This is a genomic window from Bacteroidota bacterium (assembly GCA_025059945.1).
Classification (GTDB): Bacteria; Bacteroidota; Rhodothermia; order JANXDC01; family JANXDC01; genus JANXDC01.
The window spans coordinates 369,462-383,727 of record JANXDC010000004.1 but is presented as its reverse complement, the minus strand read 5'-3'; the positions used below and the strand labels follow the sequence as shown (position 1 = coordinate 383,727).

At 63.8% G+C, this 14,266-nt stretch carries 10 protein-coding genes and 1 other RNA gene; 7 read left to right on the top strand and 4 right to left on the bottom strand.

The features are described 5' to 3' along the window. Positions 1-104: 104 nt before the first annotated feature. From der to NZ993_03645, 4 genes are all read right to left on the bottom strand, one after another. Complete coding sequence (gene der / locus NZ993_03660) at positions 105-1,412, bottom strand: ribosome biogenesis GTPase Der (protein MCS7154888.1); 1,308 nt, start codon at positions 1,410-1,412, stop codon at positions 105-107. Between the two features lie 93 nt (positions 1,413-1,505). Further along, positions 1,506-1,959: RNase P RNA component class A (rnpB, locus tag NZ993_03655), an RNA gene on the bottom strand. A 17-nt stretch (positions 1,960-1,976) separates the two neighbouring features. Then, the gene (locus NZ993_03650; protein MCS7154887.1) at positions 1,977-2,744 is read right to left on the bottom strand and encodes a C4-type zinc ribbon domain-containing protein; all 768 of its coding nucleotides are present in this window, start codon (positions 2,742-2,744) and stop codon (positions 1,977-1,979) included. A 15-nt stretch (positions 2,745-2,759) separates the two neighbouring features. Beyond that, on the bottom strand, positions 2,760-3,860 hold the full coding sequence (locus tag NZ993_03645) for a Nif3-like dinuclear metal center hexameric protein (protein MCS7154886.1): 1,101 nt from the start codon (positions 3,858-3,860) through the stop codon (positions 2,760-2,762). A gap of 184 nt (positions 3,861-4,044) precedes the next feature. Between NZ993_03645 and NZ993_03640 the strand changes: the two genes are divergently transcribed. The 7 genes from NZ993_03640 (at position 4,045) to NZ993_03610 (ending at position 14,206) form a co-directional block, all read left to right on the top strand. Continuing rightward, positions 4,045-5,901, top strand: a complete 1,857-nt coding sequence (locus NZ993_03640) for an SLBB domain-containing protein (protein ID MCS7154885.1) — start codon at positions 4,045-4,047, stop codon at positions 5,899-5,901. A gap of 3 nt (positions 5,902-5,904) precedes the next feature. Next, on the top strand, positions 5,905-7,065 hold the full coding sequence (locus tag NZ993_03635) for a Wzz/FepE/Etk N-terminal domain-containing protein (protein ID MCS7154884.1): 1,161 nt from the start codon (positions 5,905-5,907) through the stop codon (positions 7,063-7,065). A 3-nt stretch (positions 7,066-7,068) separates the two neighbouring features. After that, positions 7,069-8,457 (top strand): O-antigen ligase family protein, encoded by a 1,389-nt coding sequence (locus NZ993_03630; GenBank protein ID MCS7154883.1) that lies wholly within the window; start codon positions 7,069-7,071, stop codon positions 8,455-8,457. Beyond that, entirely contained in the window at positions 8,439-9,725 is a 1,287-nt protein-coding gene (locus NZ993_03625) for a lipopolysaccharide biosynthesis protein (protein ID MCS7154882.1), read from the top strand. The genes NZ993_03630 and NZ993_03625 overlap by 19 nt, the downstream gene beginning before the upstream one ends. Further along, positions 9,710-10,975 (top strand): glycosyltransferase family 4 protein, encoded by a 1,266-nt coding sequence (locus NZ993_03620; GenBank protein ID MCS7154881.1) that lies wholly within the window; start codon positions 9,710-9,712, stop codon positions 10,973-10,975. Before NZ993_03625 ends, NZ993_03620 begins: the two co-directional genes overlap by 16 nt. 1 nt (position 10,976) lies before the next feature. After that, complete coding sequence (locus NZ993_03615) at positions 10,977-12,098, top strand: glycosyltransferase family 4 protein (GenBank protein ID MCS7154880.1); 1,122 nt, start codon at positions 10,977-10,979, stop codon at positions 12,096-12,098. A gap of 86 nt (positions 12,099-12,184) precedes the next feature. Then, positions 12,185-14,206, top strand: a complete 2,022-nt coding sequence (locus tag NZ993_03610) for a S9 family peptidase (GenBank protein MCS7154879.1) — start codon at positions 12,185-12,187, stop codon at positions 14,204-14,206. The last annotated feature ends 60 nt before the right edge of the window (positions 14,207-14,266 follow it).

Genomic DNA, 14,266 nt, shown 5'->3' with positions numbered 1-14,266 from the left:
GCCCACCCCAAACGGTACCGGCCACTACAAGAAAAACCAGCGCAGTCGCCACCACGTCCTCCACATTACCGCCTGCATTTAGACGAGCCAAGCCGATGAAAGTGTCACGTCTGACGGAAAGCGAGTGTGATCGGTACCCCGAGGAAACCGAAGTGATCCCGCAGACGGCGCTCCAGAAAGCGTCGATACGACTCGGGGATCCGATGGGGCAGGTTGGTGAAGAACACGAACAGGGGCGGAGCGCTACGCGCCTGCGTGAGGTGTTTGATCTTGATCGGCCGGCCCCGGTAAGCAGGAGGAGGGGTATGGGCGATATCCGCTAGAAGTTTTTCATTGAGCTCAGCGGTGGGGATGCGTTTGGCCCGCTCCGCTGCGATCGCGCAGGCCAGCTCGATGACCTTATAAATCCGTTGTCGGGTTTTGGCGGAAATAAACACCAGAGGCACATACGCGAACGTGGGTATCCGGCTTCGGATGGCCTCCTCGTAAGCACGGGCGGTTTGGCTATCTTTCGGCACCGCGTCCCATTTGTTCACGGCCATCAGGAGGCCCTTTCGCTTAGCCTCGGCAGCCCGGAGGATCGTGATATCCTGGGCCTGCAGGCCCTCTGTGGCGTCCAGGAGCAGCACAACCACATCGGCGCGTTCGATGGCCCGATGTGTGCGAAGCGTGCTATAAAACTCCAGCGCCTCGCGTATCCGGGTGCGTCTGCGCAGACCCGCTGTATCCAACAGCACGATTTCCCGCCCGTGGTAGCGCAGCACACTATCGACGGCGTCCCGCGTGGTGCCTGGCGTCTCGGAAACAATCATCCGGTTTTGGCCCAGCAGGGCGTTGACCAAACTAGATTTGCCCACGTTGGGTCGACCGACGAGGGCTATTTTGGGCCTTTCGTCTGCCGATGGCGGGGGCGAAGCGGGCAGCCGAGCCGTGATGGCATCCAACAGCTCCCCGGTCCCCGAACCAGATAAGGCCGAGATCGGGTATATGGGCCCAAGGCCAAGTCCGTAGAACTCAGAGGCCTGTAAGGCGCGCTGTGGGTTGTCGGCTTTGTTGGCCACCACCAAAACAGGCTTACGCGCAGCGATCGGGCGCAGAAGCGCGGCCAACTGCGCATCCTCCTCCAGGAGCCCCGCAGTTACGTCCACAAGCAACAGCACCAGATCCGCCTCTTCCAGGGCATATTGCACTTGTTCGCGCACGGCCGCCGCGATCGGATCCCCGGAGCGGAGGGTGAAGCCCCCGGTATCGACCACGGAGAAGCTCTTGCCCCCCCACTCAGCTGTGCCATAGTGCCGGTCCCGCGTCACTCCCGGCTCATCGTATACAATGGCCGCTTGGCCCTCGGTGAGCCGGTTGAACAGGGTGGACTTGCCTACGTTGGGTCGACCTACGATCGCCACCAAGGACATAGGGTACAGGCTGCTGGCGGAGGCGCGGGGCTTCGTACAAAACCTAAAAAAACCGCCCACTGCAGAACCAGCGGGCGGTTAGGACGGGCCACCCTTGGATCCGACCCGGTAAGCCGAATTCTGTCTATCCCGGCGCCCACCCGGAAGAGGCCATCATCTCTCTGGGGCTTCGGTCACCCGAAGCCTCAAGCGACCTACCCGTCCCGCTGGGCCCCTAGGGGCCGGTTGGGCGTGCCACCCTCCTGCCGCTCAAGTTTGGGGGGTCGGAGTTGATCCGCCCCACTCCGGCCGCAGCACGCGGGACTGCTTGGTCTTGCACCCCGTGAGGGTTGCCATGCCGCCTGCGTCGCCGCAGGCGCGGTGGGCTCTTACCCCACCTTTTCACCCTTACCCCGCCCACGGGAGCGGGGCGGTCTGTTTTCTGTGGCCCTTTCTGTCGTCAGCCCCTCGCGAAGCCGACGCCTTCCCGTTAGGAAGCACGGCGCACTGCGGTGTTCGGACTTTCCTCCCCGGATTCGTAATCCGAGGCGATGGCCAGGACCGGATCCGCGTTCTTCTTACCGTCTAGGTCCGGATTAGGTTTCGGGCGTGCTCCTCGTAGAAGGCCTCGTCGATGAGGATGCGGCCGCAGTGTTCGCAGATCACCACCCGGTTGTGCTGCCGGATCTCCAACTGCCGCTGAGGGGGCACGGCGTTGTAGCAGCCGTCGCAGGCCCCGCGGCGAACCGGCACGATGGCGCGTCCGTTGCGCACTCCGCGGCGGATGCGCTCATAGGCCTGCCGCAGCCGCGCCTCTACCCGGCTCAGCGCAAGCTCGCGACGCCCCTGCAGGAAGGCGTATTCCTGCTCGGTCTCGGCCAAGACGGCTCCTAATTCCTGGCGTTTGGCCTGTAGCTGCGCGCGCAGCTCCGCAAGCCGCTGCTCGGCCTCCTCCATAAGCTCTAGGTTGCGCAACGTGCGGCTGGTGAGCTCTTCGATGCGCGTGCGAGCGTCGATGATACGCTGCTTCTGCTCTTCGATCTCTTTGGTCAGCGCATCATATTCGCGGTTGTTGCGCACGTGCAGCTGCTGCTGCTCGTAGCGCTGAATAAGCTCCTCAGCCGTTTTGATATCCAGCTCCAGTTGCCGTCGCTCAACCTCGGCCTGCACGTTTTCGGTCCGACACCGCTCCAGACGCGTCTCCAGCTGTGCGACCGTGTCCTCCAGATCGGCGATCTCATCGGGCAGATCACCCTTGAGGCGATCCAGCTCGTTGAGCCGGACGTCGACACCTTGCAGCTCCACGAGGGCCTTGAGCTGCTCGATCAGGCTGGAATCCCGTACAGTATGCATCCGCGCACTTTCTCCTCAGCTTACATATGTGCTTATCGGGCTGGTGCATTGCCCTACTTGGCATTCGAGGTCCGGAAAAGCCCTCTGCAGACGCTCCGCGAGCACCTGCAGTATTGGGGCTTCGGTTTCGTAGTGACCGGCATCAAGCAACCAGAGGGCACCCGAAGCCTCCTGGAAGGCGTGATACCGCACATCGGCTGTGACCAGCGCGTCGGCGCCCTGCTGAGCGGCCACCCACCATAGATCCGCGCCGGCGCCACCGCAGACGGCCACCCGAGAAATCCGCTCCTGAGGCCCGGCCGCGTAACGCAACGCCCGCACAGCGAGCCGCTCGGCCACGTACTCCAGAAAATCCCCGGGCGCCAGGGGAGCCGATAGCTCCCCAATACGCCCCATGCCGACCCCAGAGGTAGCGCGTTCCAGAACGTAGACGTCCCAGACAGGTTCTTCGTAGGGATGCACGGCGCGCAGGGCCTCTAGAGCAGCCGCAAGCCGCCAGGATGGAACCTCCATCTCCAGGCGCACTTCCTCGACGCGTTCCAGCCGACCGGCCTCGCCTAGGTATGGACGGGCTCCGGCAAGCGGTCGAAAAGAGCCCGTACCCCGCACCTCAAAAGCGCACTCCGCATAGGAGCCTATCCGACCCGCGCCGGCCTCGGCCAGGGCGCGACGCACCAATTCCACGTGGGTGATCGGCACAAAGGTGACGAGCTTGCGCAGCTGACCCCTCATGGGCTCAAGCACCCGTACCCGCCGCAGCCCGAGCCGCTCGGCTAGCACGTCGTTTACCCCGCCCGGGGCGACATCCAGATTCGTGTGGATGCTGTAGACAGCGCACCCGATGCGAGCCAAATGCAAGAGCATCCGCCCCAGGGCATCTTGGGTCGTACAGCGGCGTAAGGGGCGATATAAAGGAGGATGATGCGTTAGGATCAGTTCGGCCGGCCATGATGCGGCCTGCGCGACCACGGCCTCCGTCAGATCTAGAGCGATAAGCACCCGCCGAACCGGTTGCTCGGGATCCCCGAGCTGTAGCCCTGTATTGTCCCGCTCCCAGGCCCAATTCGGTGGGGCCCAGGCCTCAAGATGCGCGATCAGGTCGCCTAATTTGGGCATATCCCCGTGGGCATAAAAAAAGCACGTGCCCCTTTATAGCACGTGCCGAAGCGGCAAGAACACCTCTGACGTTGTATGGACAGGGACAAAACTGCATGCGCAGGCCTTAAAGTTAATCCATCTCGGCTAAACTCGCAACGGCTGTTGCCGCTGCGTTGACAAACCCGAAAGGAGAGCCGTAGCTTTGGTCAACTGGGCAAGGATTTTGAGTTTTGTGGCCATAAGTCGGGGTTGGATCTGGACGTGCCTGCTCTGGGGCCTCTTCGCCCCGGGGCTTGGGGCCCAGACCTCCATGTCCCCGTATCTGCTGCCAGAGGCCGATCAGCGAAATCCATATCTTCCAAACGTACGCCAAGCGCGTCAAACGCTGCTGCGCTCCTACTACGGAACCACCGCAGAGCTACGACCCGGCACCTTTAGCTCGACAGATCTTGCTCGGTTGCAGGAACAGCTGCAAAAGCTGCCCATCCTGCCGCAGGAAGGGCCCGTTGATCCCCACCAGTATCGAATCGGTCCGGGTGATGTCCTGCAGATCACCATCGAGGCCTTTCAGCCCCCTTTAGTGCTTCCCGCCGTGGTCAGCCCCCAGGGACTGGTCGACATCCCGACGGTGGGAGCCGTATCCGTCTCCGGTTTGCGCCTTGCGGAGGCCCAGGCACGCCTGGATTCGCTCCTGCGCCGCCTCTATCGATCTTCTGTGCGCGTTCACCTGGCCAGCGTGCGCTCCTTTTGGGTGCACGTCGTGGGGGCCGTGCCGCTTCCGGGTCGCTACCTGGCGACCCCCTTGAGCCGGCTCGAAGAGGTGGTCTTGCAGAGCCTGATGGCTCGCCCCGAGGCCGCTCGGGATAAGCGGGAGCTTGCGCAACCCGAAAAACCACGGCCATCCGATCCGGAGACAAGGCCGCCGACCGAGGAAACAGCTCAGATCCCCGCGCTTTCGCTTCGGCACATCCGGATCCGACACGCCGATGGCACGGAAAGCCGGGCGGACCTGCTGCGCTACTACCTCACGGGGGATCTAGAGGCTAACCCATACTTGCGAGATGGCGACGTGGTGCAACTGAGCACCCAGCAGCTGGCCCGGGGTTCGATCAGCCTGTCCGGTGCCGTACATCTGCCGGGAACCTTTGAATACGCGGCCGGCGACAGTTTGCGGCAAATCTTGGCCTTTGGGTTAGGTTTCACCGCGGAGGCCCGTCCGGAGGAGGCGCTCCTGCTGCGCCCCACCGAAAGGGGCATCGAGGAAATCCGCTTCGACGCCCGGGCCGTCTTGGAGGGCCGCGCCCCCAACCGGGCGCTTCAGCCGGGGGATCGGATCGTCATCCCGCGCCGCCCCGGCCCCTGGCAACCCCCCGTGGTGCAGGTGATCGGCGAGGTCATGGCTCCGGGGATTTACCCCATAGAGCCGGGCCGAACGCGGCTTCAAGAGGTGCTGCGCTGGACCGGTGGTCTTACGGAGGAAGCCGACCTGCGCTCGGCCTACATCGTGCGGCGCCCGGATACGTTCGATCCGCTCTGGGAGAACCCCGATTACGCGCGCCTGGTGCTCGCGCGCACCACCGCGCTCAACCTTTACGGTCGCCAATACGTGGACTACGAAACGTTTATCCGGCGCGATCTGGTCTCAGCCGACCTGGAAAACGCGTTGCGCAACGGAGACGCCGGTCCCCTCCTGGAACCCGGGGATCGGATTTACATTCCCAAGCGCCAGCAGACGGTCTTCGTCTTCGGCCAAGTGAGCCGTCCGGGGCATGTGCCGTACCGCCCCGGTTGGTCGGCCCGGGATTACGTAGAGGCGGCGGGCGGCTTCACCGACGCCGCCCGGCGTTCGGAGGTCTTCGTGATCGAGGCGGGCACCTTCCGCTGGAAGCCCTCAAGGCGGGCTGCCGTGCTGCCGGGAGATATGATCTTCGTCAACCGCAAGGAACTCTCCGATCCCTACATAGCGCAGCTCGGGATGGCCCAGCGAACCCAGGTGATCGCCTCCTTAGTCAGCTTGTCCGTGACTTTGCTTTCCCTGGCCTTACAGCTGCTCCGCTAGGCCATGAAAACGGCCCTTGTCCGTAGCCCGATCCTGTACGGCTTGGCGGTGCTCTATCGCCGGCGATGGTTGCTTATAGGGGCCACCTTGGCTGCGGCCGCTTTAAGCGCCCTCATCAGCCTGCTTTTGCCCAATTACTATAAGGCCACCGCTACTGTGCTGCCCAGCCAGGCCGGTGGACTGCGCAGCCTCAGCGCTGCGCTGCCGCGCGACCTGGCGGCTTTGGCCTCTAGCCTTGGCGGATTTGGCCTGAACACGGACTTTGACCGCTACTACGCCATCCTGAACAGCCGGCGCGCCAAATGGGAGCTTGTGCGGCGCTTCAACCTGATGGACGTCTATCGCACGCGACATAAGCGCTATCCCGTTACAGCTACGCTAAAGAAGCTTGAAAGGAATATGCGCTTCGGCATGCATCAAGAGGGCTACTTTGAGATTTCCATCTGGGATCAAGACCCCCGACGGGCGGCCGAGATGGCCAACTACTGCGTGGAGCTGCTCAACCGCATCAACACGGAGATCGCCACCACAGAAGCCCGCGCCTATCGCGAGTTTATCGAGACCCGCTACCGCAAAGCACAGGCGGACCTGGATTCGCTACAGCGGCGCCTCAGCGTCTTTCAACGCCGCTACGGGATCTATGATCTACCCAGCCAGCTGGGGGCATATTTCAGCACAATCGCCGATATCAGCGCCGAGCTGTATCGGCTAGAGGTTCAGCGGGATGCGCTGCGAGCCGGCCTCGGGGCGGATAATCCGCTATTAGGGCAACTAGAGGAACAGATACGCGCCACGCGGGCCAAACTCTCTAGCCTGCGCCAAGACACGGGCCCGATTCGGCTCATGGCCCCCTTGAGGGAGCTTCCCGAGGTAAACCGAGCCTACCTGGAGCTTATGCGTGAGCTCACGATCCAGGCCAAAATCCAGGAGGTTATTGTGCCCCTGTATGAGCAGGCCAAGGTCGAGGAGCAGCGCACCACGCCCACAGTGATCGTCCTGGACCGGGCTGAAATACCGGAGCGCAAAGACCATCCCCGACGCACGATTATCGTGCTTGCCGCGACGGTCTCGGTCTTTGTGCTGGCCGTGTTTTTTGCGCTCGCCTACGATCCGGCAAGACGGCGCTGGGAGCTGCTGCGCGCATCCTGGAGCGAATCCGCCTAGCGTATGCGCTTCGCGGTTCGGCTGGACTTTCCCCACCTCTGGTGGGGGACCTTCGTGGCGAGCTGCGCCGGGGCCCTTGCGGGCGTCCTCTGGATTACGCCCGAACGGGCCTGGCTGTGGCCCCTGTTGCTGCTAGGCCTCTTCGCGTGTGCCGTTTCCCTTTGGCGCCTGGAGTGGGGTTTCGTCAGCCTGCTTGTCCTGAACGTATTCGGGCTTCTGGACGTGTCCCCCGGCATCGGGGCTGCGGAGCTGGCTTTGTCGGCCTACACGCTCCTTTTCGGCCTGCGCTGGCTATACGAAAAAACGCTGCGCCTGCGCGAACCCATTCTGGATAGCCCCATGGCCTGGGCCGTGGCCGTTTTCCTGGGCGCCGTGTTCGTAAGCGGCCTGCTGGGTCTGCTGTATGGCAACGCGCCGGAACTGGTGCTGCGGGATCTGAAGCGTTACCTCGTCTTTGTGCTCTTCTTTTTCCTATACGATCTTTTCAAACGGCGGCCGGCCCTCGTGGGATATCATCTCGGGATTTTTCTCGGCATCGCAATCGGCTTTAGCCTGTACAACGCGACGGAGTTCTTTCGTGACCTCTCGGGCGCTCGCTCGGTTTGGCAGGCCGTGCAGGCACGCGAGGCCAAGTATTACCTTGTTTTCTTTCCCGCGATTGTGCTCTGCACGGCCTTTCTGCTGTACCACCGCAATTGGCTTCTGCGGACGTTTTTTGGCCTCTCGGCCCTGGCCTGCACCGCGGCCCTGTTGCTTACCTTTAGCCGCGGCCCCTGGTTAGCCACGGCTCTGGGGCTTTTGGTGATGGCCGCCTTAGTGGAGCGCCGCGACCAAAGGCTGCTTCTGCTGTACGTCCTTGGGCTTGTCGCCGCCGGCGTGGGCGCCGTGCTCGCGCTAGCGGGACCCCAGCTTACGCTGCTAGCTGCCGGCCTTGCGGGGCGCCTGCTCTCCATCGGCCGGGCCCTAGAGGCAGACCTTTCCGTGCTCAACCGGTTCGCCGAATGGCGGGCCGCCTGGGAGGCTTTGAGTCCAAACTGGATTACGGGCTGGGGGCTGGGCGCCACGTATCCGTTTGTAAACATCATCACGCTTCGCTATCTGCCCGCCTGGGATTACATCCACAACAACTTCCTGTTCGTGTGGATGACCACGGGGCTTGCGGGCCTGCTGGCGCAGCTTCTTTTCTACGGTTCGGGGCTGTGGACGACATGGCGGGCTTGGCGCCTGAGCTCGGATCGCTTTGAGCGCTACGTGCTTGCGGCATCTATAGGGATCTTAATCGGTATGCTGCTCATGCTGGGCACCGAGGCCGCCTGGGCGATGTACGATGGGATTTTTGCGACGGTCTCCAGCATCGCCATAGGAGCGGCGACGTGGAGACGGCGATCCTGATCCGCCGCCACGGGGCGAAGCTGTTGCCGCTATTGAGCCAGGGCACGCGGCTTTTGCGGGGGCTGGTGATGGTTCTGCTCGTCATCCCCGCCCTGCCCCCGAGGGCCTATGGCTCTTATGATGTGCTCTTGGGCCTGATCGCGCTCACGGCCGCCTTCTCGGTGGGCCTGCTCGCGCAGGGCACAATCCGCTTTGTGGCCCACTATCGGGGCGATCCCCAGGCGCAGCAAGCGCTGCTGGAGTTCGTGGCTGTGCTCACGCTCGCCCTCGGCCTAGCGGGGGGTGGCCTGGCGTGGGCCTTGAGCCCGTGGCTTTCGGAGCGTCTGCGCCTGCCCGAACTGCTCGGCTGGGCCTGGCTCATCCCCGCTGTCGTGCTCCTGCAGGGGCTGCGCGGGCTGGCCCTGCACACGCTGCAGGGACAGGAGCGATACGGACGCCTGCTGGGGGTCGAGTCCGCGCTAAACGGCCTTTTCATAGGGCTGGTGATCGGACTATGGGCTCAAAGGGCTCTGCGGCTGGAGGCGCTTCTGTTGAGCTTTTTCGCCGCGGAGACGCTCTCCGCGGTCGCCGCCTGGGCGCTTGCTTGGCCGTGGTTGCCCCGGCGTCTGCGATGGCACAGGGCCTACTTTAGTTCTTTTTGGGCCTTCTCGCGCCACCTGGCCTTGTACATGCTCACCTTGCAGGCGGGCCAGTACGCCGACGTGCTGCTGATTTCGGCTTATCTTTCCCCGGAGCAAGCGGGCCTCTACGCAGCCGTCAAACGCCTAACCGACGCCGTGGCCCTGACGCTGCTTAACGCCATCAACACCGTCGTGCTGCCCCGCTCGGCCGTCCTACATGCCCAGCGGGATTGGAGGGGGCTGCGCCGGCTGCGGCGGCGCGCGATCGCATATGGGCTTATTCTGCTGGGCCCCTTGGGGTTACTGTGCCTGCTTGCGGCCGAGCCTATTGTGGAGACCCTCTACCGAGGCGCCTACGCGGCCTCGGCATCCGTCTTGCGGCTGCTTGGCCTCGGATTCGGGGCTGAGGTGCTCTACCTTACGGGATTGAACGTGCTCATGGGGATCGGTCGCACCGAGTGGGTATGGCGTGTGCAGCTGCTGCGCCTCGCCGCAAGCATGGCCCTGTACCTGATCCTGATCCCCCAATACGGCGTCCTGGGTGCCGCCCTAAGTAACCTGCTGGCCGCCGCAGCCGCCGGCGCATACGCGCAAGTCGGCCTAAGAGGGCTAACGCAACCGATATCGTCCGGATGCGCAACTCGGTAAAACCGCGCCGCGTGCTTCTGCAGTGGCCCAAACTGGGCCCGTATCATTGGGTGCGGGTGCAGGCTGCGGCCCATGCGTTGCAGCACGAGGGCGTTCAGGTGCTCGTGCTGGAAACGGCGGGCCGGGAAGCCCGCTACGGTTGGTGGGGGGCGGAGCCGCCGCCGCGGGCCGTAGAACACGTACAGGCCTTCCCGGGGGCGGTCTTTGAGGAGCTCCGGCCCTGGAGGGTGCACCGGCGCCTGCAGCGGCTGCTTGAACGGTTGCGCCCGGATCTAGTGGTCGTAAACGGATACAGCCTGCCCGATGCGCGGGCGCTGCTCTACTGGGGCCTCCGAAACGGCCGCCCGGTCGTTTTGATGAGCGATTCAAAACGCGATGATCTACCCCGATCGCGCCTGCGCGAGGCGCTCAAGGCCCATCTGATCCGGTCGGCCGACGCGGCCCTCGTAGCCGGAACGCCCCATGCGGCCTATCTGAAGAGCCTGGGCTTTCCAGAGAGCCGCATCCGCTTCGGGCTGAACGTGGTCGACAACGCGGCCTTCGCTCAGCTGGCGCAGAGCCTGCGCTCAAGCCCAGAGCGAAGGCCCAAGCTGCCGGGATTAGAGGACCGCAGGCCGTTTTTTCTGGCTGTGGGCCGCCTGCTGCGACGAAAAGGCTACCCAGAGTTGCTCGAAGCCTACGCCCGCTACCGGGAGCGCACTCTTCAGCCCTGGCGGCTTGTGCTCCTGGGAGACGGACCGATGCGCGCTGAGCTAGAGGCCCGAGCTCGGCCTATGGGAGCCGATGTGGTGTTAGCCGGCTTGCGCACCGGAGGCGAACTGGTCGCCTACTACGCCTACGCCGGGGCCTTCGTGCATCCAGCCCTACAGGAGCAATGGGGCCTTGTGGTGAACGAAGCCATGGCCTCGGGCCTGCCCGTGCTTGTTTCGCGCCAGTCCGGCTGTGCGCAGGATCTGGTACGAGAGGGCGAAAACGGGGCCACTTTTGACGCCCACGACCCCGAAGAGTTGGCCCGACGCCTGCAGTGGATAAGCGCCCCGGATACGGATCGAGCGGCTTTGGGCCGGTGCTCCGAGGCGATCATCGCCCAATGGGGGCCGGAGCGCTTCGCCCAAGGACTACAGGAGGCCATCGAGGCGGCCCTTGAAAGACGGGATAGGCCCTTTTCGGCCTTAGCCTGCCCGCTTCTGTGGGCCCTGCAACACGTGGCCCTCCGGGCGAACTCGTTTCATGGGATGCGGGAGCTATAGCGTGCGCTGGGCGCTGCTGGGCAAAACACCCCCGCCGTTTGATGGACAGGCGCTTGCGACACGCAGGCTTCTGGAGCTTCTGGATCCGGAGGTGCGGTTCCTTGTGGTCAGCTCTTCGCCCCGGGGGCCGGGCGTGCGCGCCGCCAACCGCTTCGGCTTGGGGCGCCTGCGCGAAGTGCTGCACTACGTGCGGCAAGCTCGGGACGCGCTGCGAGCCCATCCGTATCCCATCCTGTACGCCAACTTCTCCGGTACCCCGCTAGGCCACCTGCGAGACGTGCTCACCTTTCGCTGGGCGATCCCCCGGAATCGGATCGTGCTCATCTGGCCGCACAACGCCCTGGGCGCGCTCTTTCGAAACCCGCTTCTGGGACCCTCGGCGCGGGCTCTCGGTCGACGCGCGGCGCATTGGATCGCCTTAAACCGCGCCATGCTCCAGGATCTACGCGTTGGAGAGGTTCCAACAAGTCGCATACGCATCATCCCAAACGCCATCGAGGAGGCGCTTATCCCGGATCAAGAGGCGCTAGCCCGGAAGATCGCCCAAGCTGAACCCGATCGGCTCTTGCGCTTACTCTTTGTCGGCCGTTTAGGTCAAGAAAAAGGGGTTGATCTCGCCCTCGAAGCCCTGGCGCGATTGCGCGCCCGCGGCCTGCAGGCTGTGCTCACCTGCGTAGGTCCCTGGCCGGCGGCGCAAGAGGCGGAGGGCTGGCGGAGCTGGCTGGAGCGCCACGGGCTTTCGGCTTGCGTTCGGCTGTTAGGCGAGGTTCGGGACCGCTCTTGCCTGCTTAGGCTGTACCTGGAACATCACGTGCTGCTGTTTCCGACGCGCTACCCTTGGGAGAGCCAGCCCTTGGTTGTGCTGGAGGCGCTGGCCTCCGGCTGTCCGGTCGTGAGCACGCCTGTAGGCGGGATCCCGGAGCTTGTGCTGCCGGGCCAACACGGCGCCCTTGTGCCGATCGGAGATCCCGAAGCGCTCGCGGAGGCCTTGCTCGCCTACCAAGATAGAGCGCACTGGAGGGCCCAGGCCCGCGCGGCGCGCGCTTACTTTGAAGCCCACTTCGATCCGGGCCGGATCCGAGATGGGTGGCTAGAGCTGTTGCGCGCTTACGCGGACTTGTAACGTTCTTTTGACCGCATCCGGCTCTGGTTGCGGCTTGCCTTTAGGCCGACGTATTAGTATCCGTGGCAGAACAGGAGGGAACCGCCATGCGCATCCGTTGGCTACCGATTGCGGCCCTTTGGCTAGCGCTGGCCTCGCTAAGCGCAGCCCAGGCACCCAAAAAACTCACCTTGGAGGCGTACCTGGAGTATGAGACCGTATCCGATCCGCAGATCTCCCCAGATGGGCAACAGATCCTCTTCACCCGGCAATGGATCGACAAGGTCAACGACCGACGCGTGAGCGACCTCTGGATCATGAACGCCGACGGGTCCAAACAGCGCTTTCTGGTGCGGGGCTCAAACCCCCGCTGGTCGCCTGACGGGACGCGCATCGCATACTTGGCTCAGGGTGAGCCGCGCGGCACGCAGCTATTCGTGCGCTACATGGACGCCGAAGGGGCCACGCTCCAGGTCACGCGCCTGGACCGGACCCCCGCAAATGTGACCTGGTCTCCAGATGGCCGGTATCTGGCCTTCACGATGCTGGTGCCCAAACGCAACAACTGGCCCATCCGGCTGCCGGCGCGGCCTGAAGGGGCGCGTTGGACCGAGGAGCCTCGGATCGTAGAGGAGCTCGTATACCGCCGCGACGGCATCGGGTTTCTAGAGCCCGGCTATACGCACATCTTCGTAGTGCCCGCCACAGGCGGCACCCCCCGGCAGATCACCTCGGGGGACTGGAACCACGGACAAGGGGGGATATCCTGGACGCCGGACGGCAAAGAGATCCTGTTCTCCTCGCTGCGGGAGCCGGAGGCCGAATACGCCTGGCGGGAATCGGAGATCTACGCCGTAAACGTAGAGACGGGCGCGATACGGCAGCTCACCCGGCGTAAGGGGCCGGATTACAACCCGGTCGTCTCCCCCAACGGCCGCTACGTGGCCTATCTGGGCTACGACTGGACGGACGACACCTGGATCGACGCTCGGCTCTACGTGATGGACATCGACGGCGGAAACGTGCGCGATCTGACCTCGGCGCTAGATCGCACGCCGCAAAACCTACAGTGGGCGCCCGACAACTCCGGCATTTACTTTACGGTCGACGATCGGGGCACGCGCAACCTCTACTTCGTCTCCCTGCGGGGGGAGATCCGCCAGATCACGCGCGGCAACCATATGCTGACCGTGACCGACATGCATCCATCGGGTTGGTTTGTGGGCGTCTATACGAGCTATCACCGACCTCCGGATGTGGTGCGCTTTGAGCTGCGTCGGCCCGAGCCCCAGTTTCTGACCGCCGTCAACGAGGACATCCTGCAAGGGGTCAAGCTCGGCGAAGTGGAGGAGATCTGGTATACCTCTACGGATAATCTGCGCATTCAGGGCTGGATCATCAAGCCGCCGGATTTCGACCCCACCAAAAAGTACCCGCTGATCTTGGTCATCCACGGCGGCCCGCACGCGATGTACTCGGTGGCTTTCAACTTCGCCTGGCAGCTGCATGCGGCCGAAGGCTACGTGGTGCTCTACACCAACCCGCGCGGCTCGACCGGCTACGGGTCGGCCTTTGGCAACGCGATCAAATACAACTACCCGGGCAAGGATTACGACGACTTGATGCGGGGGGTCGACGAGGTCATCCGGCGCGGCTACATCGACGAGCAGAACCTGTTCGTCTACGGCGGCTCAGGGGGCGGCGTGCTCACGGCCTGGATCATCGGGCACACAGACCGGTTCGCCGCGGCCGCGGTGCTGTATCCGGTCACGAACTGGCTCTCCTTCGTCGGCACCACCGACGGGGTCTCCTGGTATCGCAACTTCCAAAAACTGCCCTGGGAGGACCCCTCCGAGCACCTGCGGCGTTCGCCCCTTATGTACGTGGGCAATGTGAAGACCCCCACGCTGCTCATGACCGGCGTAAACGACCTGCGGACCCCCATCGCGCAAACCGAGGAGTACTATCAAGCCCTCAAGTTGCGCAAGGTGCCCACGGCCATGATCCGCTTTAACGACGAGTTTCACGGCACAGGCTCCCGACCCTCGAACTGGCTGCGCACCCAGGCGTACCTACATCATTGGTTTCAAAAGTGGGCGCGCAAACCTCAAGCCCCTTCGGGCTCATGACCCTCCCACGCGTACTGGAGGGGGCGGAGTTTCTCCGCCCCGTTTTTTTATTTTTCACCC